A 20662-nucleotide genomic window follows, 5' to 3' on the forward strand; every position below is an offset into this window, starting at 1 on the left:
GGCAATTGATAGCGTTAACCCGGAACCCAACCTTTTCTAGAAAAGGTTGGGTTCCGGGTTAACTATGTAGAAATTGAATTGTTAAGCTACAATAAACTATTTTTGCCCGAACAATTCTGGTATGGTCAAGTCTTTGCGAACGATTCAGGCTCCAATTGTGGAGGAACTACAAGAATTCGAACAACGGTTTCGGGATTCTATGCGTAGTCCTGTACCCCTGCTTGACCGTATAACTTTCTATATCGTCCGTCGAAAAGGGAAGCAGGTGCGCCCCATGTTCATTTTCCTCACCGCCAAGCTTTGCAAAGACATCACAGATGCCACTTATACAGCTGCATCGCTAGTGGAGTTGCTCCATACTGCTTCCCTCGTACACGATGATGTAGTAGACGACGCAAATGAACGACGTGGTTTTTTCTCCATCAACGCACTATGGAAAAACAAAGCAGCAGTACTGGTAGGAGATTTTTTACTCACCAGAGGACTAGCCTTAGCACTTAAGAAAAAGCAATACCAACTTTTACAGATTGTCTCCAACGCTTTTGAAGCCATCACCGAAGGAGAGCTTCTCCAGCTAGAGAAAGCCCGCCGACTAGATATTGACGAAGAGGTCTATTACGAGGTAATCCGTAAAAAAACAGCCAGCCTCATCGCATCGGCTTGCGCAGCAGGTGCAGCATCCACTACCACAGATGAAGAAATTGTGGAAAAGATGCGTCTTTTCGGGGAGACCATAGGTATGGCCTTCCAAATCCGAGATGACCTTTTTGATTTTGGTGCCAGCGACGTAGGTAAACCCTTGGGTATTGACATCAAGGAGAAGAAAATGACGCTCCCTCTTATTTATGCTTTGCAGCAAACAGACAAGCAGAATCGAAAACGCATCATTCGCAAGATCAAACGATACAGCGAAGAGCCTGCCACCATCCGTGAAGTCATCGAATTTGTACGCCAAAGTGGTGGCCTGGAATACGCCCGCAANGTGATGCTCCAATTCAGGGACGAAGCTTTTGAAATACTCCACAGTTTTCCCACTTCTCCCGCTCGGGAGTCACTCGAAGACTTGGTGAATTTTGTAGTAGAACGGGAAAAGTAACTTACAAGCGACAAACAACTTCCAGGCTAGCTTGCCAATAGCCCCCTTTGATGAGTTGGACGTTATTCCTGTCAGACTGAGTAAGATAAAGTAATTCAGGGAGTTGCCAGGAGGCAAATTGAAAGTGCTCACCTAAACCTGCCTTTAGCCGAAGCTGTATTTTCTCCGTAAACACTCGCTCAAGCCCAGCAAAAACTTGCCCCGCATTATATAGGCCAGCTCCCCCCTTCACCTGATAAGCAGCGGGCAAAATCAACAGCTCCGTCATACCAACATTTTCGAAACTGTATTCGGAATCTATAGAGAATCCCCAAAAAGCCTGGGCGCCTAAAAAAGCCTGGTAGTTACCTTTGTTATTCAGCTTCAATTCGAAGCCAGGGCCAAAAACAACATTGTCAATACGCAGGGTTTCTTCCAAACCATAGAGCCCGGCAACCGCAATATCCTTCCCTTCGGCCCTTAGTTGCTGGAACCCCATGTATACAAAATAGCTTGTTGTTAACTTGGGAAACCTACATACATACTCAAGGTTGCCCCCATAACTAAACGCATCGAGGGGTTGTACAGCATGTGAATTAGTGCTTCTTCCTTGTGAGTATTGAATCCCTCCACTAAGCTGCCAATGACGTGAACTGGATGGTGTTGATTGAGCATATAAAGAAAAGCTCCAAACGATCAGTAAAAAGAAGAGTGCTAAGCGATTTATTGAAATCATAATAGATTATTGTAAGCGATTTTCCGGTAATTACAAGTCATGAACCACCTCTAAGCTAGCTTGCCAATAACCACCTTTGATCAACCGTGCTCTTTCATAAAGTGGTGTAAGAAAAGGAGAAGGAAGCTCCCATGATGCAAATTGACTCTGCTGTCCTAGCGCTGCCTTTAGTCTGAGCTTACTTTTTGCGCTAAACGTCATTTCTATCCCAGCAAAAAGCTGCCCACCTGTGTATAAACTAGCACCTCCCTTTGCGTTGAAGGAGAGTGGTAAATCATACTGAATATCCATTCTGACATTTTGGAAATCATACTCGGCATTTACAGGAAATCCTAGAAAAGCCTGTGCCCCTAGTAAAGGATGAAGCCTCCCCTTATTATTCAACTTTAACGCTATCCCTGGGCCTGTCCGAATATTATCGATACTAAGGGTTTCTTCTAAGCCAAAATCATTTTGATATGCAATAAGAGAGCCTTCCCCCTCTATCCGCTGAAAGTTAAGGTTTGCAAAATAGACTAATTTGATTCGAGGAAATGTAATCACGTATTCAAAATTGCCCCCGATACTTAGTGAACTGAGTGGTGGCGCAGGATCAGTAATAGTATTTCGACCTTGATCATATTGAACACCAGCACTAAATTGCCAATGCCGTGAATCTGACTGGGGGGATTGAGCACATAATGGAAAGTACAAATTAACCATTAAGCAAAAAAGCGCTAAGCGAGTTATTAAAATCATGCTTTATCAGATTATGAGCGTCTTGCATACTAGGGCCAGCTTAACCCCTTTTAGGTACAAACGCGCATTTTTAATAAAATGGCACGCTTTAACTATTGTTAAGTATCAGAAAAAATACTTTCTTTGGTAAAGCCTTAATCTATGGAGCAGTTTTTGCCTTTTCTAGGAATCCCCCTTGTCTTTATCGTTTTTTTTGTCCTTTTTCGTTACATCTTTCCCAGACTTGGAGGATGGAGTACCTTGGCAGAACGGTACAGCACCCCGCTAAAAAGCACGCAAATCAACGGCGAGCGTATCCACTTTGGTGAAATTAATGTCGGCGGGCTCAACATGAAAAATATGGTTCGTGGGTACAAAACAAAAGAAGGGCTATTCCTAACGCAGTATTTATTTTTTCTGAGTAAAACCACTAGCCTTTTAATCCCTTGGGAGGCTTTTCAAACACCAGAACGTAGGGATTTTCTTTTCATGAAACGCGTACGTTTATACGTCGGGTTCCCTAGTAAGACCTATCTGGAAATGCCCGAAAAGAAATACCGCCAAATCGAGGATCACCTGCCTAAGAAACTGAGAGAAGGTTAGAAGCTGCTTATTTCCAAGCTTAGCTTACGCCTTCGTTGCGTAAGCTAAGCTTGAAAATAACTCTAAAAATCATCATCATCCATACCACCTCCTTCACGGTCACCTCGGCTTCGTTGGCGCTTATCTTGGCGCAGACTGTAATTGAAGCCCAAATAAACGATTCGACTTTCTCGCTGGTAGGTTGCGTCAGAGGTAATACCTTCAGAAATAGTCAGGAAGCTAAATTTACGCGTTTTAAACAAATCAGAAGCCCGCAAAGTAATAGTCCCTTTTCCTTTTAGAACCTTCTGCCGAAAACCTAAATCAACAGAACCAAAAGCTCTCATCTCGCCTTGCGGGCGCACCCCGGCAGAACGATAGAAGCCTGTAAGTTGTACACCAAGGTCCTTGAACAGCGTATAGCTCGCCTGCATCCTTCCTGAAAACTGATAACCTGCCGCGTCAAGATCCGACTCTAGGTCATCGCTGTCGACTTCAGTGCGATAGCCATTACCACTGATAACAAGTTGCAACTTATCTACAGGGCGAATCGTTCCGATTACTTCTACCCCGTAATTACGCCCACTAGCGAGGTTGGTCGAGGTCCGAAGGTTTACACCTGTAGCTGGGTCGGGGATAATGATACGTGTAATCATATCGGTCGTTTCTCGCCAGTATCCCCCTAAGGTAACAGACCCCTTCTCTGAACTACGCAGGTAATTAAACTCATAACTATTGGTATACTCCGGCAATAGAAACGGGTTTCCACCGCGAGGATTAAGAGGATCACCAAAGTCAATAAAGGGATTCAATGACCGAAAACGGGGGCGATTAATTCGTCGACTATAATTGAGCTGTACACTTGAACGATCACTCAACTGATAGGTTAAAAACGCGCTGGGGAAGAGACTAAAATAATCGTTAGGGTATACTTCCTTAGTCGGTTCAATCAACTCCGCACTCGTATAGGTTTGTTCAGCTCTCAAGCCAGCTTGCCATTCCCAATTGTCACCAAAACTGCCTTTCAATATTCCGTATGCAGCATAGACATCTTCCTGGTAGCTAAAGAAATTACTAAAGCTTTCCAAGAAGACAAAATCATTAACGGCAGGGTCAAAGTCAAATAACTGGTTGTCTATTGAAACCCCACGCAGGGTAACACGGCTACCTGTTTCAAGCGTCGTACTCTCACTAAGGGGGTGTGTATAATCTCCTTGAAACAACCACACATCATTCCCCTGCGGCTGTGGATTCAACTGCCGATCCATATCAAAAATGGAACCATCTTCGGCAAAGAAGTCTTCAAAGAAATTCTCATTCTCCATTTCCTCCTGTTCAGAATGTTGAGCACTGAGCGTTAACTCCCGGCCTTTTTCGCGAAAGCGTTGGCGATAATCAAGGTTCAGTTCCCAAGAGTCGCTGGTTTCGGCACCTACCTCTCGACGCAAGCTACGGTACAGAAATTCATCGTTCCCTCCTAAAAACAGGTTGTCTCTGTTGGAGGTATTCTCACCAGAACGATCTGAATAATTACCACGCAGAGAGATACTGCTACGTGGGCCCACAAAATACTCTACGCCCCCCTGAAAGGTATGGCTCAAGCGGTTTCGATCTCCTCTAATGTCTTGATCCTGTATCCAAGTCGTATCAGTAGTCATCGTTGTACGGTAGAGCATCCCTTGGAACCAGCGATCATCATTGTTATAACTATAACCGGTCTGGATGTTAAACTTACCTACCCGATAATTAAGGTTTACATTGCCATTGTATTTATCGTTGGTACCGATATTAATAGACGTTTGGATATTAAAACCTTGTTTATTTTGCTGTTTGGTTATGATATTAATGATACCTCCCATCCCTTCGGGATCGTATTTTGCGGAAGGATTGGTGAGAACTTCGATACTCTCAATGGTTCCGGCAGCAAGCTGCTGTAGAAAGCCCTGCCGATCAAGTCCGGTCAATGCCGAAGGTTTGCCATTGATAAGAATCCGAATATTGGAACTCCCTCTCAAGCTGATATTACCATCCAAGTCAACCGTAACAGAAGGAATATTACGTAGAAGGTCTTCTGCGGTACCACCACTGCTGGCGATATCTTGTTCTACATTGAACACTTTACGATCCAGACCAAATTCTACAGCTGCTCGCTCGGCAGTCACTTCGATTTCATCCAGGTTGTTGGCACCGGCGCCAAGTAATACTTGACCAAGCCGCCCCATTCGCTGCTCCGCATTTAGCTGGATACCAGTCTGTTTAAAACTTGCGTAGCCCAAATAGCTGATTTCCAAATCATAGTCCCCGTAAGGCAAGTCCTTGATCACAAATAATCCACGCTCATCCGTTGTGGTTCCAGTTATCAGATCAGTAGTCCCTCCTTGGTACACCAACACATTGGCTAAAAGGATGGCTTCTTCTGTTTGTTCATCGGCTACACGGCCCAATACTGCACCAGTGCCATCTGCCAATTCCAGTTGTGGCCCGCCACCAGGCCGACCTCCGCCCGGACGGCCACCAGGAGGTTGAGCAAATACAAACAAGGGTAATAAAAGTAAGCCTGTAAGCCAAAATGTAAGTGTTTTCATCATCTAGTCTTCGAGTGATTAATATTGATATCCGTATTAGACCTTTGATAGTCTGGATTTTTTCCTTACTAACTAAAATTTCCTCCTTCAAACGACAACCAATTAGAAACCCCCTTTCCGTAGCTTTGTTCGCTACCAAAAGGGGGTTAACAGATCATTAGGAACCTCGTCTTAATCCATCAGTAAAGTTTTGCGGATATACCGGCCATACTTACGTCGGTAAACGCGGTATACTCGCTTCATGTGATGGTAACTGTAAGGGTTGACATCCTCGCCTTGTGGAGAAAGAAAACCTTGTTGTTTCATCCACTCATCATTGTAAATCTTACCCAAGTACCGACTACCATGGTCAGGAAAAAGTACGACGACGACATCCGATGGCTTCAGCTGATGCCGTAATTTAAAGACCGCATCCATTGCTGATCCACTCGAGTACCCTACCATCAGGCCTTCTCTACGGGCCAATGCACGTGCACGCAATGCGCTATTGCGATCGGTAACTTTGATAAAATCATCAATGACATCAAAGTCAACATTATCAGGAATAATCGTCTTCCCCAGTCCTTCAACTTTATAGGAATAGATTTCATTTTTATCGAAAACGCCCGTTTCCCAGTACTTCTTAAGTACCGATCCATAAGCATCTACCCCAATAATTCTGATATTGGGATTCATTTCTTTGAGGTACTGAGCCGTTCCCGAGAGGGTGCCGCCCGTACCAGCGCAACAAATATAATGAGTAATTTTTCCCGCTGTCTGTTCCCAAATTTCAGGCCCGGTAGAGTGGTAATGGGCTAGCTGGTTGTTCTTATTCCAATTCTGCCGGAGATAAACGGAATTAGGAATATCTCTTTCCAGTTGCTCTGCACGTGAATAATAAGAACGAGGGTCTTCAGGAGCAACATCTGCCGGACAGATGACCACCTCTGCGCCAAGGCTACGCAACAAGGCTAATTTTTCCTGACCAGCTTTACTCGTTACAGTAAGTACACAACGGTAGCCTTTAAGTGCCGACACCATTGCCAGACTGTAACCGGTATTTCCGCTGGTCGCCTCAATAACGGTTCCACCGGATTTAAGTATCCCTTTAGCTTCCGCTTGTTCGATCATGTATCTTGCGACCCGATCTTTGGCAGATTGGCCAGGGTTAAAGGCTTCGACCTTAGCGTAAACATTGGCGGGGACAATTCCTTGAGTAATGTTTGTTAACTTAATCAAAGGGGTATTCCCAATAGTTGCTACTACATTTTCGTGATGCATAGGCGCTTTATTTTATCAAGCAATGGGCTGATTAACCAACCCTGGGCAAAAAACAGAACAAGATCCTTACCCACAATGTTCTTTCTAAGAATGATCAGCCAGTGAGTAAAGGCATTGCTATTCTAAATCTTTAGCGAAAGATAATAGAAATTGCTCGAATCATTACAGAAAATAAATCGATATTGCTTCGTTATTCCGAAACCTAATCGTGGTTTCTGCTGCAAAACTAATAAGCTCGGTGAAAATTAGCCCGATCACAAACTTTATTTTCCATGCCCACCGTAAAAACAGTTATCAAAGCCAGGGTTATTCTTTATGATCACGGCCGCATTTTGTTACTTAAACAAACCAAGCCCAACGGTGGTAATTACACCCTTGTAGGAGGTACCGTTGAAGCAGAAGAGTTTGCCCAACAGTGTCTTATCAGGGAAAGTAAAGAGGAAGCTGGCATTACTTTAGAGCAAAAAGACCTTACGCTCGTACACGTCATGCACAAGCGTTCCAAGAACGAACACCGTATTGGTTTATTCTTTAAAGCCTCTCGCTGGGAAGGTAAATTAAGAGCTCGTGAGAAAGAAAAGTTTAAAGCTGCTCACTGGTTTGATCTCGATCGCCTGCCAACAAATCTGACACCTACCATTCAGCAGGTGCTCAAATGTTATCGCAAGGGCATCTTCTATTCCGAAATGAGTAAAAAGTCGGAATCAAAAGTACGCGGCCAACTTAACACGAGATGATCTACGGGGTTGCTTATTAGAAGGAGCCGTTTGATCAGGCAATAATTTGCGTTGCTGAAGGTTAGTGCTATCTCCCTGTTCTTGGCAACCAGCAGTTTGGCTTCCTTTGCTCTCTTCCTGGTCTCCATGCACTGCATAGTCCTGGCGTTCCACAAATTGCTCTAAACGGGGGTCAAACGTCAAAAGGTGATAACCTTTTTCACCACTCCAAGGGCTGGAATACTGGCGAACGTAATAAGTTTCTCCTGTACTCGGATCTATCCGCTCTTCAATTGTTTCATCAGCAGCAGCAATCATCGAAGCTTTTGCAGATGGATCCTGTTGAAAAAAGGCGGGACTAGAAAGTGCTTTTTTAGAATTACACTGAGCGACCAACGTCGCCGAGCACATAGTCAGTAACAATACGGTAAGTACAAATAGCTTTTCCATAATACTGAATTGTATGATAGGTCATATCCACCACTAAACTGGTGCTAGACATTACCTATCTGTTTTTTACAAAAATCGGGTATCTTAAAGGTATACATTTTGTTCTGCGATACCTTACTTTTGGTTATTATTATTAAGACAACTACCTCAACTTTAACAATCTATTTAGAAATAGAAGGCTTAAAATAGTACTCCCCGAGTATTTTCGTCTGAAAATACTCGGGGAGCGACAACACACTGAACGCCAATAACCTGTTTGGGAAATGGCATATTCTTAAACAATTACTAGAACTTCAAGCCTACACTCAGACTGAGTACATTGTTTTTGCCTTCACTGCCAGCAAAAAAATCGGTCAGCCCTTTTTCATAAGTAAGGTCAGCAGTAAAAAACAGGATATCAATTCCTACGCCCATGTTAGCGCCCCAGGTAAGGCGATTGAGCTCATCTGTCGAGAAGTCAAAGTTATTTACCTCTTTCACTCCCATAACATAAGTAGGCACAATGCCTCCTTTTAGGTGTAGACCTAACAAACCGTTATCTCCTGTCACTCGAATACCTATATTCAAAGGTGCTTTAATACTCTGAATCGTTGTTTCTTCAGAAAAATTGACTTCTGTATCCTCATTGATATCCTGCATCAACCGTGCAGTATAGCTTTGATATTGTACACCAGGGTTAAGGAATAATACGCCATCGCCGATCCGAAAATCAAGCCCGGCATGCCATCCGGTACGAGCTTCTGCTTCAAAATCATTCAATTTAGCGTCCAGTGCGGATAAATTGACGCCCACTTTAGGGGATACGGTTACCTGAGCCATCAGGGATTGGGTAACAAAAAACAAACTCAGGAACAGGGCTACAAATTTCAATGTTTTCATTTTCTTGGACATTTTGGTGTTGGGAACGCTACAAACAAAAAGCAGAGGTTGCCTCTACTTCTGGTTCCCGATTGGTTTCAAATAGATGATGTGGGTAATAAACGAGCCCCCCTAAGAAAGTCGTGTGAAGGAAAAGTTAAAGTTGAATTAAGCTATTTCACCTGAATCTCCACTATCGGAATCATTATCTCGACGCGAGTACCGGCAGCAATGCCAGTACTTTCGTCGTAGAGGTCGATGGTACGCACCGATACTTCCTGCTTTTTAGTTCTCCGTAATAACTCTAGTCTTTTCTCTGTAATCTGGGTACCGCGAGAGCGATAGTTTTGCCGATTTGGGTCGTTTTGCTGCTGGGCCAGCGCTTTTTCACGACCGATTCCATTGTCTTCGACTGTACAGCAAATGGTATCATCATCCCATAATTTAAACTGGACGGTGATCAAGCCATCTTTACGGGAGCGCAGGCCGTGCTCCAGGGCATTCTCTACATAAGGCTGTACAATCATAGTGGGTACCCCAAGAATGTCTTCCTCCAAATCATCATCAACAATTACACGATAAGAAAGCCGGTCTTCAAAGCGCAGCTTTTCATTGATGTAGAGGTAATCTTGTAAAAACTCTATTTCCTTTTCTAGAGAGATGCTTTCTTCATCAGAATAATCGAGGCTCTGCCTCATCAACTTTGCAAACTTGGCGAGATAACGAGAAGCAATGGCTCCTTTATTAGAAGTGATAAAATGCTGTATCGAGTTGAGCGCATTGTAAATAAAATGCGGGTTCATTTGGGCGCGTAAGGCTTTCAGTTGCAAGCGGGTAGCTTTCAACTCTAGCAACTCTGTCTCTTGTTGTTTTCGAGCAGCCTGGTATTTCATTTCCAGTTCTTGTTGCTGCCTTCGATCCTGATCTTCGTGGTATACCTCCAGAAAACGATCGTGATCTAATTGGTATTCATAAGCCAATCGGTAATCTTCCGTTTCAGCATAGAGACTGGCAAAATCACTGTGCACCTCTGCCAGCATTTTGTAATCTTCCTCTGCTTCAGCGTAGCCTAATGCCTCCGTGAAAGAGGTTTGGGCAGCAACATAGTTTTCCTGTTCCATTTCAATACGCCCTCGCCAAGAAGCGATAACACAAAGGTTACTGGAATCATTGGGATTGAGTTCACGATGTAGGTGTTCGGCACGATGCAACAATTCCAGGGCTGCCGTAAAATCGCCTTCTTCAAAAGTGCAAAAGCCCAGATTGGCGTAGGCGCTGGCACGAGCTTCTAAACTGAGGTCATCACGAGTATCGATAACTTTTTGGAGAAAATCCTTGGCGGGAGCAATTTCGCCCAGCCCAAGATAAGCCCGACCAACGTTGAGATAATGCCAAGCCAATCGATTTGACATTCCCAATCTTTCACACAAATCTACCACCTGGAGAAATGCCCGAACACTTTTTTCGTATTCTTCATTATGTTCATAAACCTGGCCTAGTCCGGCAAATGCCAACGAGCGAAAATATTCATCCCGCAAAGGAAGCGCTTCCTCTTTTATTTCCAGCATAGAAACAGCGTTGAGGAATTGCTCTGTTGCTATAGCGTGGTTGCCAGCGTGCAGATACAAGTAACCCCGCCGACAGGCAATCCGAGAATGCAGCTGCTGATCTGGGAAGTTTTTCAACATTTTCAACGCTTTCTGTAAAAAGCGCTCTGCTGCATCTAGATCATTGAGGTTGATAGAGATACCTGCATATTCAATCTGTAGTTCAGTGAGCTGTTTGACAGAGCCAGCCGCCTCCAGGTATTTTATTCCTTGGCTGGCCGTTTCTGCGGCACCTGTAAAATCATACAGCTGATTTTGGACTACCATCTTATTAAGAAAATAACGAAACATAAAGTCTTCTACTTCATGTTGCTGAAGTAAATTCCACTGTTCCAGTAATAATTGCTGGGCCCGTAATACATTGGTGTATGCATAATGCCCTGCCAGCTGATCAATGATCGCTAATCGTTGGAGAGGATCTTCTTGTTGAGCAAGTTTTTGCTCCCACAAGCCTGGTTGGATAGCTATTCTTTCAGATGCCGCAAACATAAGGGTCACATAGTTTGGTTGAGTGGGAGAATGGTATTTTAAACCATAATCGCATAGAATTGGGGCATTTTTATCCCCCAAAGGCCTGTTAATTTTCTGTATCCTATGTGGTAAGAATAAGGGATGGGGTATTTCACCACATGATCACATGATTTTTTCAGAAGGGATGGAACTTAACACTTATTCGATATAACCCAGCGAAGATACAAAGATTGAGGGAAATAAAAACAGGACTACAACGCTGTTAAGCGTGCAATCCTGTTTATTAATCTTTTGTAGTCTGCTGACGATAATCACAGCAAAGTTAAGGGAGACCACTACGGTAAAACTACTGAGGCAAAATGCCGCCACAACCTTTGTTCCAACGCCGCTTTTTACGGCCGCCTTTGAACTTGGTCATTTCCTTTTTTGGCAATGGTTTTAAATCCTTATCCTTTTTGAGCTTATCAATGCCAGAGTTCTTGTCTTTGGCCATGGTTCTCGATTTAAGGAAAAACGTTTTCAATGTATTCTAGTGCCTCTCAATGCACTAAGCAGGAATAAAGATAGTTAAAATAATCGACCTAACCTACCTCTCCCTGCTTCTTAACTACCGGATCATCAATGGATTCGAAGATAAATAATTAGCATACCAATATTAACACAACCGTAATACTGCCTTAGCCAGCAGCTTACAAACCATTCTGCAGGCGTTTCATCTGCTCCATAAAAGCAGGGCGGCGGCGGCGGGAAACCTCAATTTTTATATCATCATCCATGATTAAATAGCCTCCGTCTCCTTTGACAAACTTACGCATGAAGTTGAGGTTGATCACATGCCTTTTGTGTACCCGGTAGAAATTGAAGGGTACCAGCATATCTTCATATGCCTTGATCGTTTTAGAGGCCGTAATTTTTTCTCCACCATTGAGGAAGATATGCGTATAATTATCTTCTGCTTCAAAACGAACGACATCTTTGATATTGACAAAATAGATACCATCCAGGGCCGAAATGCTCATTTTTGTAAAAGCATTCGGGTTATTCATGTAGTTCTGGAAGATATCCAGACGTTTATCGATCTCGTTTTGCTTGTCGGGGTGAATACGTTCTACCGCTTCTACCAAGGTATCAGGATCAATTGGTTTCATTACATAACCAATCGAGCTGTACTCACAAGCCTTAATAGCATAATCTTCATAAGCCGTGACAAAAATAACATCAAAAGATACTGGCTTCAGGCGGTTTAACAGTTGAAATACCAAGCCATCCGGCAAGCTAATGTCCAAAAAAGCGACATCGGGCTTGATTCGGGAATTAGAAAGCAACTTGTATCCCTCTTCTACTGACCCCGCAGTGCCAATAATTTCGACTTCTTCACAATGTTCTGCCAAGAGACTCTTCAGGTTGTTTAATCCATTGATCTCATCTTCAATGATAACAGCTTTGATCACGTTTACTAGTTTTTGGTTTCCGCTTCCATCAGCGCTAAATATTACGCTGAGTGAACAGGAATAAGATAAGTAGGTAAGTATATATAGTGGTAGTTTCTCTTGGTATGCTTGGCCTAATCGCTTACATTGAGTCAACGGCCAGATATACCCATTACGAAGTGGATTGGGTATAAAAACAAATGTAAGTATTATTTTTGGCTTTGAAAACAGTCAGTGCATGAGTAAACCGCAGAGCAAACCAAAGCGTAAACCAGAACATCCGCCACATATTAACCCGACACGGGAGAAGTTGCACGAAATCATTTTCGAAGCGGACACCCCTGTGGGCAAGGTCTTTGATATTGCTCTACTAATACTCATTGTCCTAAGTATTCTGATGGTCATGCTGGAAAGTATTGACAACTTCCAGGCCAATCACAAAAAGATCCTGATTATCATCGAGTGGGTACTGACCGTCATTTTCACGATAGAATACGTTCTTCGTTTGTGGGCAGTTTACAATCCCTGGAAATATGCCCGCAGTTTTTTTGGCGTTATTGACCTGCTAGCGATACTGCCTACTTATATCGCTTTTTTCTTTGGTGGAGCGCAAGCTTTTCTGGTTATTCGGGCTTTACGGCTCATGCGAATATTCAGGATACTCAAACTTGGGCATTTTCTTTCCGAAGGACAATACATTGCCTCTGCATTGCGGGCCAGTTTTACCAAAATCACGGTGTTCCTCTTCTTCATTTCCATCTTGGTCACTATCCTCGGAGCCATTATGTACTTGATCGAAGGTGGTACCAACCAGGGTTTCTCCAATATACCCAGCTCTATTTATTGGGCTATTGTAACCCTGACAACCGTAGGTTATGGTGATATTACTCCCCTTACTGCCGTAGGAAAGATGCTTTCCGCTATAGTCATGGTACTAGGTTATGCGATCATTGCTGTACCTACCGGCATTGTTACGGGTGAATTGATCAAGCAAGCGCGTGACAACCGCAACAATACTCAAGCATGCCGTTATTGCGGTCAGGAAGGCCACGATGACGACGCTGAATACTGCAAATACTGCGGTAATATCCTCAATTTACCTAAAATTGAAAATGATGATGAGGAATCCTCAATGTTTTAGGTTTGCTGACTAACCCCGGCAAGGCCCTTTCCTTCATTCTCGTGTATGCTTGCAATACTTTCGGCTTCCCTTCCTTATCTTCCATTTTTTAAAAACACTAGTCCCATACCATGGAACCCAAATCTTTTGATGCCGAAGCTGTATTCCAGCGGGCAATGACTGCCTACCAAACCGGAGAACTGGGAGAAGCAGAACAGCTTTTACGGATCATTCTTGTAGAAATGCCTGACCACGACGGCATTATGGTAACCTTAGGTGGCGTCTTACTCGCCGGTGGCCAAATAGCCGCAAGTATTGAGATAATTCAGCAAGCTCTTCAACTTAATAGTACTAACCCCGATGCCTATTTAAACCTGGGTATCGCCTATCAACAAAATGGGCAGACTGAAGAAGCAATTAGTGCTATTCGACAAGCTGCTCAGTTTGCCCCTCAACGCCCCGACATTGGGTATAATCTGGCCAATNTGCTCCTGGAGACCCAACAATTTCCGGAGGCAATAGCCATTTTGCAAGAGATTATCGGACAACAGCCCAATTTTCTCCAAGCCTACCATACGCTGGGTGCCGTTTACAGTTATCTGCAAAAAACAGAAGCGGCTCAACAAACCTACGAGCAAGCACTCCTGGTTGCGCCTAATGACCTCCTGACACTTACCACACTCGGCAACTTATTGGCCGACAATGGTCAAACAACTATAGCTACGGAGGTTTTTCAGCGCACCATCCAGGCCCACCCCGATCACTTTATGGGCTACGCCCTACTTGGCAAATTTTATCTCGACCTTGGTAAAAATGAAGATGGACTTAAGACATTAGAAAAAGCTTATTCTCTACACCCTGAGGACCTAAATATCAACATCTTACTTGGTAATGCTAACAAGGAACTTGGCCGCAACGATCAAGCCGAACAGTTTTATCGAAGAGCTTTGGACATTAGCCCTGGAGACCCTGGGGCTCTCAGTAACTTCCGGCGGCTGATGAGCAGTAAACTGCCCTATTGGCATTTTGAGATGCTTGCTGATAGCGAACGGAATAATGCCTATCAAGCTGCTATAGAAAAAGTCGTAACCCCGGATACCAGCGTATTGGATATCGGCACAGGCTCTGGTCTATTGTCTATGATGGCTGCTCGGGCAGGTGCAGAACGAGTGATTGCTTGCGAAATGAATGAACGCCTGGCCGCTACTGCCGATGAAATTATCAACCTCAATGGATACGATAAACAAATCAACCTTTTCTCTAAAAAGTCGACTCAATTAAAAGTAGGGAAAGAAATAAAAGAAAAGGTGGACTTGATCATTTCAGAGATTCTGGATGTAGGAGCCTTAGGAGAAGGCGTCTTGCCATCGATCCGACATGCTGTTCATAATCTGGCAAAACCGGAAGTTAAACTCATCCCGGCAGGGCTTCAGCTACATGGCCAGCTCATTGAAATCCCATTCCGAAGCAGGATTTCCCCCGTAAGGGAGATCGCTGGTTTTGACCTGTCTCCTTTTGAACAGTTTCGTATTCCGGATGAGTATTTTAGAATCATCCTCAAGGCAGAAAATTACCAAGAGCTTTCGCCGGTCATTCCTTTAATGACGATAGATTTTTACCAGCTTCCTCCTGCCGTCCCTGATGACCAACCACGAGAAACGTTGCTCGAATTCCCTATTCAGAAAAGCGGCACTATGCACGCCGTTGTTTTTTGGTTTGACCTAAAGCTTGATGAGGAAATCACCATGTCTTCACGGCCTAACGGAGAGCTAGAGCACTGGGGGCAGGCACTGTTCTGTTTTCCTGAGACCAGAGATGTTCACGCCGGTGAGAAGGTGGCTGTTCGAATGTTACAGAGTGATATGATGATCAGGTTTAGGGTGTGAGGTGGTTGATGGTTGATGGTTGTTGGTTGTTGGTTGATGGTTTTTTTGGGGTGTCCCGGTTTTTAGTACGGGGTGCGGAGTGTAGTCTGGGCTTCAGCCCGGACGTGGGTTGGGTGGTAACTTTTTAGTGCGGGGTGCGGAGTGCGGAGTGTGCGGGGTGACCTTTATTTATGAGTTTTAGATTCTTGCTCTTGCGTATCAGAGAATGCCTTACTGGATAAGTCCCCAAAAAAGGAAATGCCCTCTTTGGGGGTCGTTCTAAACCTGACAAACGCTGTCCTACCTATCGTGTATGAGCTCATTGCTTGAAATGGAAGATGGAGCCTACCAATGCGCAAGACGGAGCCTGGAGCGCGGGGTATTCCGATCCTCCACCGGAAACCACGGACAAAGGACAGCAGTGGAACCGAAGGTACGAACGGATGGCCTGGTGCCGAGGCACGAAGGCATGGCCCCAAATAAAATTGACTTAGAGCTTATTCGGAAAATTCCAGGGCAAGCTCTTATAAAAAGTCTGGGCCAAACACCTCGCCTACTTGGGTGCGGAGCATTTTAATTTCCTGTTCGCGGGACTTTGGGCAGATCATTAAGACATCGCCTTCGTCGACGATAATATAATCATCAAGGCCTGCAACTACGGCCAGCTTGTTGCCAGTGATCCGTACCAGGGTATTGTNGGTATCATGCAAGAGGATGGCTTTGCCTTGAGTGGCATTTCCATCTTCATCCTGTTTCATTTCCTGGTGGAGACTACCCCAGGCACCGAGGTCACTCCAACCAAACTGGGCAGGAATAGTAAAGACATTGGTCGCTTTTTCCATGATCGCGTAATCGACAGAAATCTTGGGCGTCTGAGGATAGACTTCATCGATAAAGGCCTGCTCCTGATCCGTGTTGTAGCACGCGAGGTTTTGCCCCAACAGCTTGGTGATTTCCGGAGCGTAGGTATTAAAAGCTTCCAGAACGGTAGCAGCACGCCAGACAAAAATGCCGGCATTCCAAAGATAATCACCGCTGGCAAGGAACTCACGAGCAACTTCTAATTTAGGTTTTTCGGTGAACCGTTTTACGGGATAAACACCATCCGCGCCCTGACTAAACTGGATATAGCCATAGCCTGTATGCGGGCTATCCGGAGCAATACCCAAAGTAACCAATGCATCATTTTCGGCCGTAAAGGACAATGCTTTGCGGATGTTATCAACGAAGAGGGGCTCGTTGTTAATGAGGGCATCACTGGGTGCAATCACCAGGTTTGCATCAGGATCAAGCTGGTGAAGCTTGAATGCTGTATAGGCTACGCAAGGTGCTGTATTGTTGCGAGAAGGTTCGCACAATATCTGATTCTCCGTCAACTCGGGGAGGTGCTCCAACACCTGCGCTTTGTACTGTGCATTGGTAACAATAAAAATACGCTCTGCGGAAGTAAGATTAAGAAAGCGCTCGAAAGTAAGCCTCAATAGGCTTTTACCAGTACCCAAGATATCTAAAAATTGCTTGGGGCGTTCTTCCCGGCTGGCTGGCCAAAAACGGGAACCGACACCACCCGCCATAATTGCTACGTAAGTGTGTTGATCTTGCATGAAGGAGAATAAATACTTTGATAAATGTTAGCCCCTAAGGTAAGGAGGATTTTTTGAAGTCGGAAGTGGGAAAGCGGAAGTCGGAGGTGGGAAAGCGGAAGTCGGAAGTAGTTGATGATACTTGTGGCAAACTTCCAACCCTTAAACGCTTACACTTACCCAACTTTTACACTTTTCAAAGTCGGAAATGTTTTGAGATCGAGACTGCTTAGAAATGGTAAAACACCCCTCTGAGAAAACGTGTGCCCAGATAATTCCGACTTCTGACTTCCGCTTTCCGAATTTAAAAAGGGCTGTTCTTGCGAACGAGCCCTTCCTCTCTTCTAGTATAACAAATATAGGCGCTACGCCATTTCAGGTGTAGTCACTTTGATGTTGATCTGACAATCAATCTCCAGCAAATACTCGTCGTTGGAGAGTGCTTTAAGCTGGCTTACCAATTGATCCCTTTCCGTCTTAATTTCTGTCAGGCGTTTTTTCAAATGGGAGGTATCGCTACCAAACCTTTCGAAGGTACTGAGTATCTGATGGTTCAGAAATCTGATTTTATCATTGAGTAAAGAACATAACACTTCGCGCGCTTGCTCGGGGCCGTAAGTGCTGTTGATTAAAGTAATTTGCTGATCTTGCATGGCTATTGTTTTTTATAACAACACAAAGATGGCACAAATGATTCATAGGTTTTTATTTATAGTTTTTAATGACATCATAAACAAAACCTATCATTCACTTTACCTCTCTTGCCTTTACATGGAAGAGAGTTTATCTAAAAATGTATCCATCTGGTTTTCCCAGGTATAAGGTTGAAGCTTGTGGGGATCAATTCGCCAGGGAAGGGCACCGGAGAAGGCCCAGGTGCGGTAGGCATGGAGGAGAAAAGTGCGTAGTTGTTCAGCGCTTTCAGGGTTTGAGCTAGCGTAGACAAAACCCGCCCCGGTTTGTTCAACTACCTGGCTGAGTTCAGGATCGGGCGGGCCGTGAAGGAGGGTAATAATGGGGCGACCTGCAGACAGGTAGCTGCCCAGTTTAGCGGTCATGATGCCACCATAATCTTTGGCAGACCAAGACAGTAGTAAATTAAGTTGGCTATTGCTTTGCATTTCCCGCGCTTGCGCCAGCGGTACTATTCCGTGATTGGTGCTTAGGTAGCCGAGGGTGTGGCGAGAGGCCCATTCTTGCCAGAGGACGCCATCTTTTCCTGCGTAGTGCAGTTCAAGGTGAGCAGGGTTGAGCTCGCCCTCATTGATGAGTTCGCGCAATAACCGCAGTAGCGGCTCTGCTGATTGCAAGCCAGGATACAAAGACCCCGTATAGGTGATAGTAAAATGCGGTGAGGCTGGTGCAGTGAGAAAACCGTTAGGTAAACTGGCCAAACCATTCCGTACGACGGTTACCTCCTGGTGATCATTGCGCAAGCGCTTTGCCAGCCCATCAGAAACGGTGGTCACTACATCGGCTCGTTTGAGTAAGCGTTTCTGCCACCAAGTTTGCAAGCGCGGCCACCAAACATCTTTCCTTACGGGGTCAACGGGCAGGTCGCGAAAATCTGCGATCCAAACGAGGTGAGGGAAACGTTTCTTCAGACGGTACGCCACCAGATGGTCGGCCCAAGGGCGGAAGGAACTGAAGAGGTGGGTTATCTCTTCTTGCTCGATGAGCTTTGCAGCGGCGCGGTAGCTTTCACGCAAATAAGTATAGCCCCCATCTCCTGTGAAAAGAATGAAAGGATAGGCGTGATAAAGGGAGCGAAAGAAGGTGTGACTCTTGCTACTTTTTTCGCTTATCGCTAAATGTCCTGCCTGCTGACGATGAGCCGCCCTTCTTGTCCGAAGGTCTCTGGTGGGAATCAATTTGATATCTACAGGAGCGCCTATTGTAAGATCAGCATCCTGGGGAAAGATCGACTGATTGGCTGAGGTTTGCACAGAATAGGGAATCCCTCTTTTGGCCAATTGCATAGAGATATGATACCACCGCAAGCTGCCGGGGTGGCTAACAGGGGGGTATTTATATGCTAGGAGAAGGAAGTGCATAGGTTATTGTTGTGCCTTATTCTTTTCCAATAAATCTTGAATAATCTCTAGATACTGCTGCGCAACAATCGCCTCACTGTAGCCTTCTCGAACCAATTTCCGGCCATTGCTTCCCAGTTGAGACAATTCCTCTGGCTTGCTGCGAGAAGCTTGCAGGATCGCTTCGGCCAAAGCTGCCGACGAGCGCGCAGGAACTCGCCAGCCCGTCTTTCGAGGAACCGCCAACTCCCTGCACCCCGGAACATCTGTAGCAATAATAGGCTTGCCCATCGACATAGATTCCAACAAACTACGAGGGATCCCCTCTCGATAGCTAGGTAAAATAACTACTTGGCTACGACCAATATATTTCCGAACGTTCTCTTGATAACCATGGTAGGCTACACGGGGAAGATCAATGCCAGCCTTCCATATTTTTTCAGGAATACAACGTGGGTGCTGGCGATCAAGCTCTCCGACCAAATGAAGGTGGGCATCGGGCAAAAGATGATGAATCTGATGCCAGGCATTAAACAATTCTTCCAGTCCTTTATCAATTAACATTCTGCCCAAGAACAGGAAATGCTTGGCAAGGTAGGGTGCCCCCAGGTCATTGGGAGCAAACTCATTCATATCAATTCCCGAGCCGGGAATCAATTGCCACTCCTTCGCTTTTACACCGATTTTTTGCAGTGCCTCAAGATCGTGAGCATTTTGCCCAACGATGACATTAGACGTAGGTAAGCTAAAGCGATAGAGGGCTTGAGTAATCTTTCTCAGCAATACCCCATTCAGCCAGGTTGTTCCCAAGCCTGTGATCGTAGCTATAGAAGGAATGTCTACTTTTTTCGCGGCTATACTGCCATAAATATTAGGCTTGATGGTAAAATGCAGAATGAGATCGGGCTGTAATTCCCGATATTTCCTTACCAAAGTCCGGTATAACAAAACATCACTGACCGGGCCGTTGCCATATTGCTGTAGACTGGGCAAGTCGACAAATCGTAGGCCTGCTGCTTCTAGCAGTTTTTCTTTGCCATCGCCGGGTGCCAGTGCAACAACATCATACCCTTCGTGCAGGAGCATCCTCCATAAACTCTTACGAAAATGCAGGATATTAAAGGCGGAATTAGAGACGAGAAGAATGGTGGGCTTGATGGCTAAACTTCTTTACTACTTGCTGGTGTCAACAATTTTTCTAGATGATAGAGGTATTTTGATCCTAAGTTTAAATCAAACAATTGCTCGTAGGAAAAGCAGCCAATTTCAAAGCTCTCCTGGCTTATCTGTAGGTCTTTTAATACAGCATTTGTTGTACACAAATATAAGACAATTAACACATTTACCTGATGATTCACCCTTGCCGTAAACACTTCCAACAGCTCTTCCACCTGTACTTCAATTCCCAATTCTTCTTTTATTTCCCGTTTCAAGGCTGTTTTAACCCCTTCTCTTCGCCCTATTTTTCCACCTGGTAAATCCCATTCATTGCGTTCATTTTTCAACAAAACAACTTTGCCATCAATAAAACAAATTCCCTTGACGGAAACAGGCATTCTGTAAGCAAAGAGATC

At 44.7% G+C, this 20662-nt stretch carries 19 protein-coding genes; 5 read left to right on the plus strand and 14 right to left on the minus strand.

Annotation, left to right across the window (positions count from 1 at the left end; all coding sequences use genetic code 11):
* Window positions 1-121: 121 nt before the first annotated feature.
* Entirely contained in the window at window positions 122-1096 is a 975-nt protein-coding gene (locus A3EU_RS0120100) for a polyprenyl synthetase family protein (protein WP_020537998.1), read from the plus strand.
* Between the two features lies 1 nt (window position 1097).
* On the opposite strand, the gene A3EU_RS0120105 is transcribed toward A3EU_RS0120100, so the two are convergent.
* Both A3EU_RS0120105 and A3EU_RS0120110 read right to left on the minus strand, forming a co-directional pair.
* Window positions 1098-1811: a hypothetical protein gene (locus A3EU_RS0120105; RefSeq protein WP_156825846.1), complete on the minus strand. Its 714-nt coding sequence runs from the start codon at window positions 1809-1811 to the stop codon at window positions 1098-1100.
* Window positions 1812-1841: 30 nt separating this feature from the next.
* Entirely contained in the window at window positions 1842-2549 is a 708-nt protein-coding gene (locus tag A3EU_RS0120110) for a hypothetical protein (protein WP_044086248.1), read from the minus strand.
* A gap of 141 nt (window positions 2550-2690) precedes the next feature.
* On the opposite strand from A3EU_RS0120110, the gene A3EU_RS0120115 reads away from it, so the two are divergent.
* The gene (locus A3EU_RS0120115) at window positions 2691-3131 is read left to right on the plus strand and encodes a hypothetical protein (RefSeq protein ID WP_020538001.1); all 441 of its coding nucleotides are present in this window, start codon (window positions 2691-2693) and stop codon (window positions 3129-3131) included.
* 62 nt (window positions 3132-3193) lie between these two features.
* On the opposite strand, the gene A3EU_RS0120120 is transcribed toward A3EU_RS0120115, so the two are convergent.
* Both A3EU_RS0120120 and A3EU_RS0120125 read right to left on the minus strand, forming a co-directional pair.
* On the minus strand, window positions 3194-5698 hold the full coding sequence (locus A3EU_RS0120120; protein ID WP_044086249.1) for a TonB-dependent receptor: 2505 nt from the start codon (window positions 5696-5698) through the stop codon (window positions 3194-3196).
* Between the two features lie 168 nt (window positions 5699-5866).
* Complete coding sequence (locus A3EU_RS0120125; protein ID WP_020538003.1) at window positions 5867-6955, minus strand: PLP-dependent cysteine synthase family protein; 1089 nt, start codon at window positions 6953-6955, stop codon at window positions 5867-5869.
* Between the two features lie 272 nt (window positions 6956-7227).
* Here A3EU_RS0120125 and A3EU_RS0120130 point away from each other — a divergent pair, with 272 nt between their 5' ends.
* The gene (locus tag A3EU_RS0120130) at window positions 7228-7692 is read left to right on the plus strand and encodes an NUDIX domain-containing protein (protein WP_020538004.1); all 465 of its coding nucleotides are present in this window, start codon (window positions 7228-7230) and stop codon (window positions 7690-7692) included.
* On the opposite strand, the gene A3EU_RS0120135 is transcribed toward A3EU_RS0120130, so the two are convergent.
* The 5 genes from A3EU_RS0120135 to A3EU_RS0120155 form a co-directional block, all read right to left on the minus strand.
* A complete protein-coding gene (locus A3EU_RS0120135; RefSeq protein ID WP_020538005.1) occupies window positions 7660-8121 on the minus strand; it encodes a hypothetical protein in 462 nt (153 codons plus the stop codon). The two genes, A3EU_RS0120130 and A3EU_RS0120135, sit on opposite strands and share 33 nt — an antisense overlap.
* A gap of 285 nt (window positions 8122-8406) precedes the next feature.
* Entirely contained in the window at window positions 8407-9000 is a 594-nt protein-coding gene (locus A3EU_RS0120140; protein WP_020538006.1) for an outer membrane beta-barrel protein, read from the minus strand.
* Between the two features lie 152 nt (window positions 9001-9152).
* Window positions 9153-11075: a histidine kinase gene (locus A3EU_RS0120145; protein ID WP_020538007.1), complete on the minus strand. Its 1923-nt coding sequence runs from the start codon at window positions 11073-11075 to the stop codon at window positions 9153-9155.
* A 328-nt stretch (window positions 11076-11403) separates the two neighbouring features.
* A complete protein-coding gene (locus tag A3EU_RS34345) occupies window positions 11404-11550 on the minus strand; it encodes a hypothetical protein (protein ID WP_020538008.1) in 147 nt (48 codons plus the stop codon).
* 196 nt (window positions 11551-11746) lie between these two features.
* On the minus strand, window positions 11747-12508 hold the full coding sequence (locus tag A3EU_RS0120155) for a LytR/AlgR family response regulator transcription factor (RefSeq protein ID WP_020538009.1): 762 nt from the start codon (window positions 12506-12508) through the stop codon (window positions 11747-11749).
* Window positions 12509-12725: 217 nt separating this feature from the next.
* Here A3EU_RS0120155 and A3EU_RS0120160 point away from each other — a divergent pair, with 217 nt between their 5' ends.
* Window positions 12726-13628, plus strand: coding sequence for an ion transporter (locus tag A3EU_RS0120160; protein WP_020538010.1), 903 nt, complete (start codon window positions 12726-12728; stop codon window positions 13626-13628).
* 242 nt (window positions 13629-13870) lie between these two features.
* Window positions 13871-15493, plus strand: a complete 1623-nt coding sequence (locus A3EU_RS0120165; RefSeq protein ID WP_425412719.1) for a tetratricopeptide repeat protein — start codon at window positions 13871-13873, stop codon at window positions 15491-15493.
* A 503-nt stretch (window positions 15494-15996) separates the two neighbouring features.
* On the opposite strand, the gene A3EU_RS0120170 is transcribed toward A3EU_RS0120165, so the two are convergent.
* The 5 genes from A3EU_RS0120170 to A3EU_RS0120190 form a co-directional block, all read right to left on the minus strand.
* A complete protein-coding gene (locus tag A3EU_RS0120170; RefSeq protein WP_020538012.1) occupies window positions 15997-17076 on the minus strand; it encodes a mannose-1-phosphate guanylyltransferase in 1080 nt (359 codons plus the stop codon).
* Window positions 17077-17420: 344 nt separating this feature from the next.
* Entirely contained in the window at window positions 17421-17708 is a 288-nt protein-coding gene (locus A3EU_RS0120175) for a hypothetical protein (RefSeq protein WP_020538013.1), read from the minus strand.
* Between the two features lie 114 nt (window positions 17709-17822).
* Window positions 17823-19109, minus strand: coding sequence for a glycosyltransferase family protein (locus tag A3EU_RS0120180; RefSeq protein ID WP_020538014.1), 1287 nt, complete (start codon window positions 19107-19109; stop codon window positions 17823-17825).
* A 3-nt stretch (window positions 19110-19112) separates the two neighbouring features.
* Entirely contained in the window at window positions 19113-20246 is a 1134-nt protein-coding gene (locus tag A3EU_RS0120185) for a glycosyltransferase family 4 protein (RefSeq protein WP_342670967.1), read from the minus strand.
* A 2-nt stretch (window positions 20247-20248) separates the two neighbouring features.
* Window positions 20249-20644: an NUDIX domain-containing protein gene (locus A3EU_RS0120190; protein WP_044086254.1), complete on the minus strand. Its 396-nt coding sequence runs from the start codon at window positions 20642-20644 to the stop codon at window positions 20249-20251.
* Between the last annotated feature and the right edge of the window lie 18 nt (window positions 20645-20662).

The sequence above is a fragment of the Lewinella cohaerens DSM 23179 genome (assembly GCF_000379805.1).
Classification (GTDB): domain Bacteria; phylum Bacteroidota; class Bacteroidia; order Chitinophagales; family Saprospiraceae; genus Lewinella; species Lewinella cohaerens.

What these genes read in the sequence shown, in the direction of transcription:
- A3EU_RS0120105 (WP_156825846.1), bottom strand. Translation starts at nt 1,811, where the DNA reads ATGATTTCAATAAATCGCTTAGCACTCTTCTTTTTACTGATCGTTTGG.
- A3EU_RS0120110 (WP_044086248.1), bottom strand. Translation starts at nt 2,549, where the DNA reads ATGATTTTAATAACTCGCTTAGCGCTTTTTTGCTTAATGGTTAATTTG.
- A3EU_RS0120115 (WP_020538001.1), top strand. Translation starts at nt 2,691, where the DNA reads ATGGAGCAGTTTTTGCCTTTTCTAGGAATCCCCCTTGTCTTTATCGTT.
- A3EU_RS0120120 (WP_044086249.1), bottom strand. Translation starts at nt 5,698, where the DNA reads ATGATGAAAACACTTACATTTTGGCTTACAGGCTTACTTTTATTACCC.
- A3EU_RS0120125 (WP_020538003.1), bottom strand. Translation starts at nt 6,955, where the DNA reads ATGCATCACGAAAATGTAGTAGCAACTATTGGGAATACCCCTTTGATT.
- A3EU_RS0120130 (WP_020538004.1), top strand. Translation starts at nt 7,228, where the DNA reads ATGCCCACCGTAAAAACAGTTATCAAAGCCAGGGTTATTCTTTATGAT.
- A3EU_RS0120135 (WP_020538005.1), bottom strand. Translation starts at nt 8,121, where the DNA reads ATGGAAAAGCTATTTGTACTTACCGTATTGTTACTGACTATGTGCTCG.
- A3EU_RS0120140 (WP_020538006.1), bottom strand. Translation starts at nt 9,000, where the DNA reads ATGAAAACATTGAAATTTGTAGCCCTGTTCCTGAGTTTGTTTTTTGTT.
- A3EU_RS0120145 (WP_020538007.1), bottom strand. Translation starts at nt 11,075, where the DNA reads ATGTTTGCGGCATCTGAAAGAATAGCTATCCAACCAGGCTTGTGGGAG.
- A3EU_RS34345 (WP_020538008.1), bottom strand. Translation starts at nt 11,550, where the DNA reads ATGGCCAAAGACAAGAACTCTGGCATTGATAAGCTCAAAAAGGATAAG.
- A3EU_RS0120160 (WP_020538010.1), top strand. Translation starts at nt 12,726, where the DNA reads ATGAGTAAACCGCAGAGCAAACCAAAGCGTAAACCAGAACATCCGCCA.
- A3EU_RS0120175 (WP_020538013.1), bottom strand. Translation starts at nt 17,708, where the DNA reads ATGCAAGATCAGCAAATTACTTTAATCAACAGCACTTACGGCCCCGAG.
- A3EU_RS0120180 (WP_020538014.1), bottom strand. Translation starts at nt 19,109, where the DNA reads ATGCACTTCCTTCTCCTAGCATATAAATACCCCCCTGTTAGCCACCCC.
- A3EU_RS0120190 (WP_044086254.1), bottom strand. Translation starts at nt 20,644, where the DNA reads ATGCCTGTTTCCGTCAAGGGAATTTGTTTTATTGATGGCAAAGTTGTT.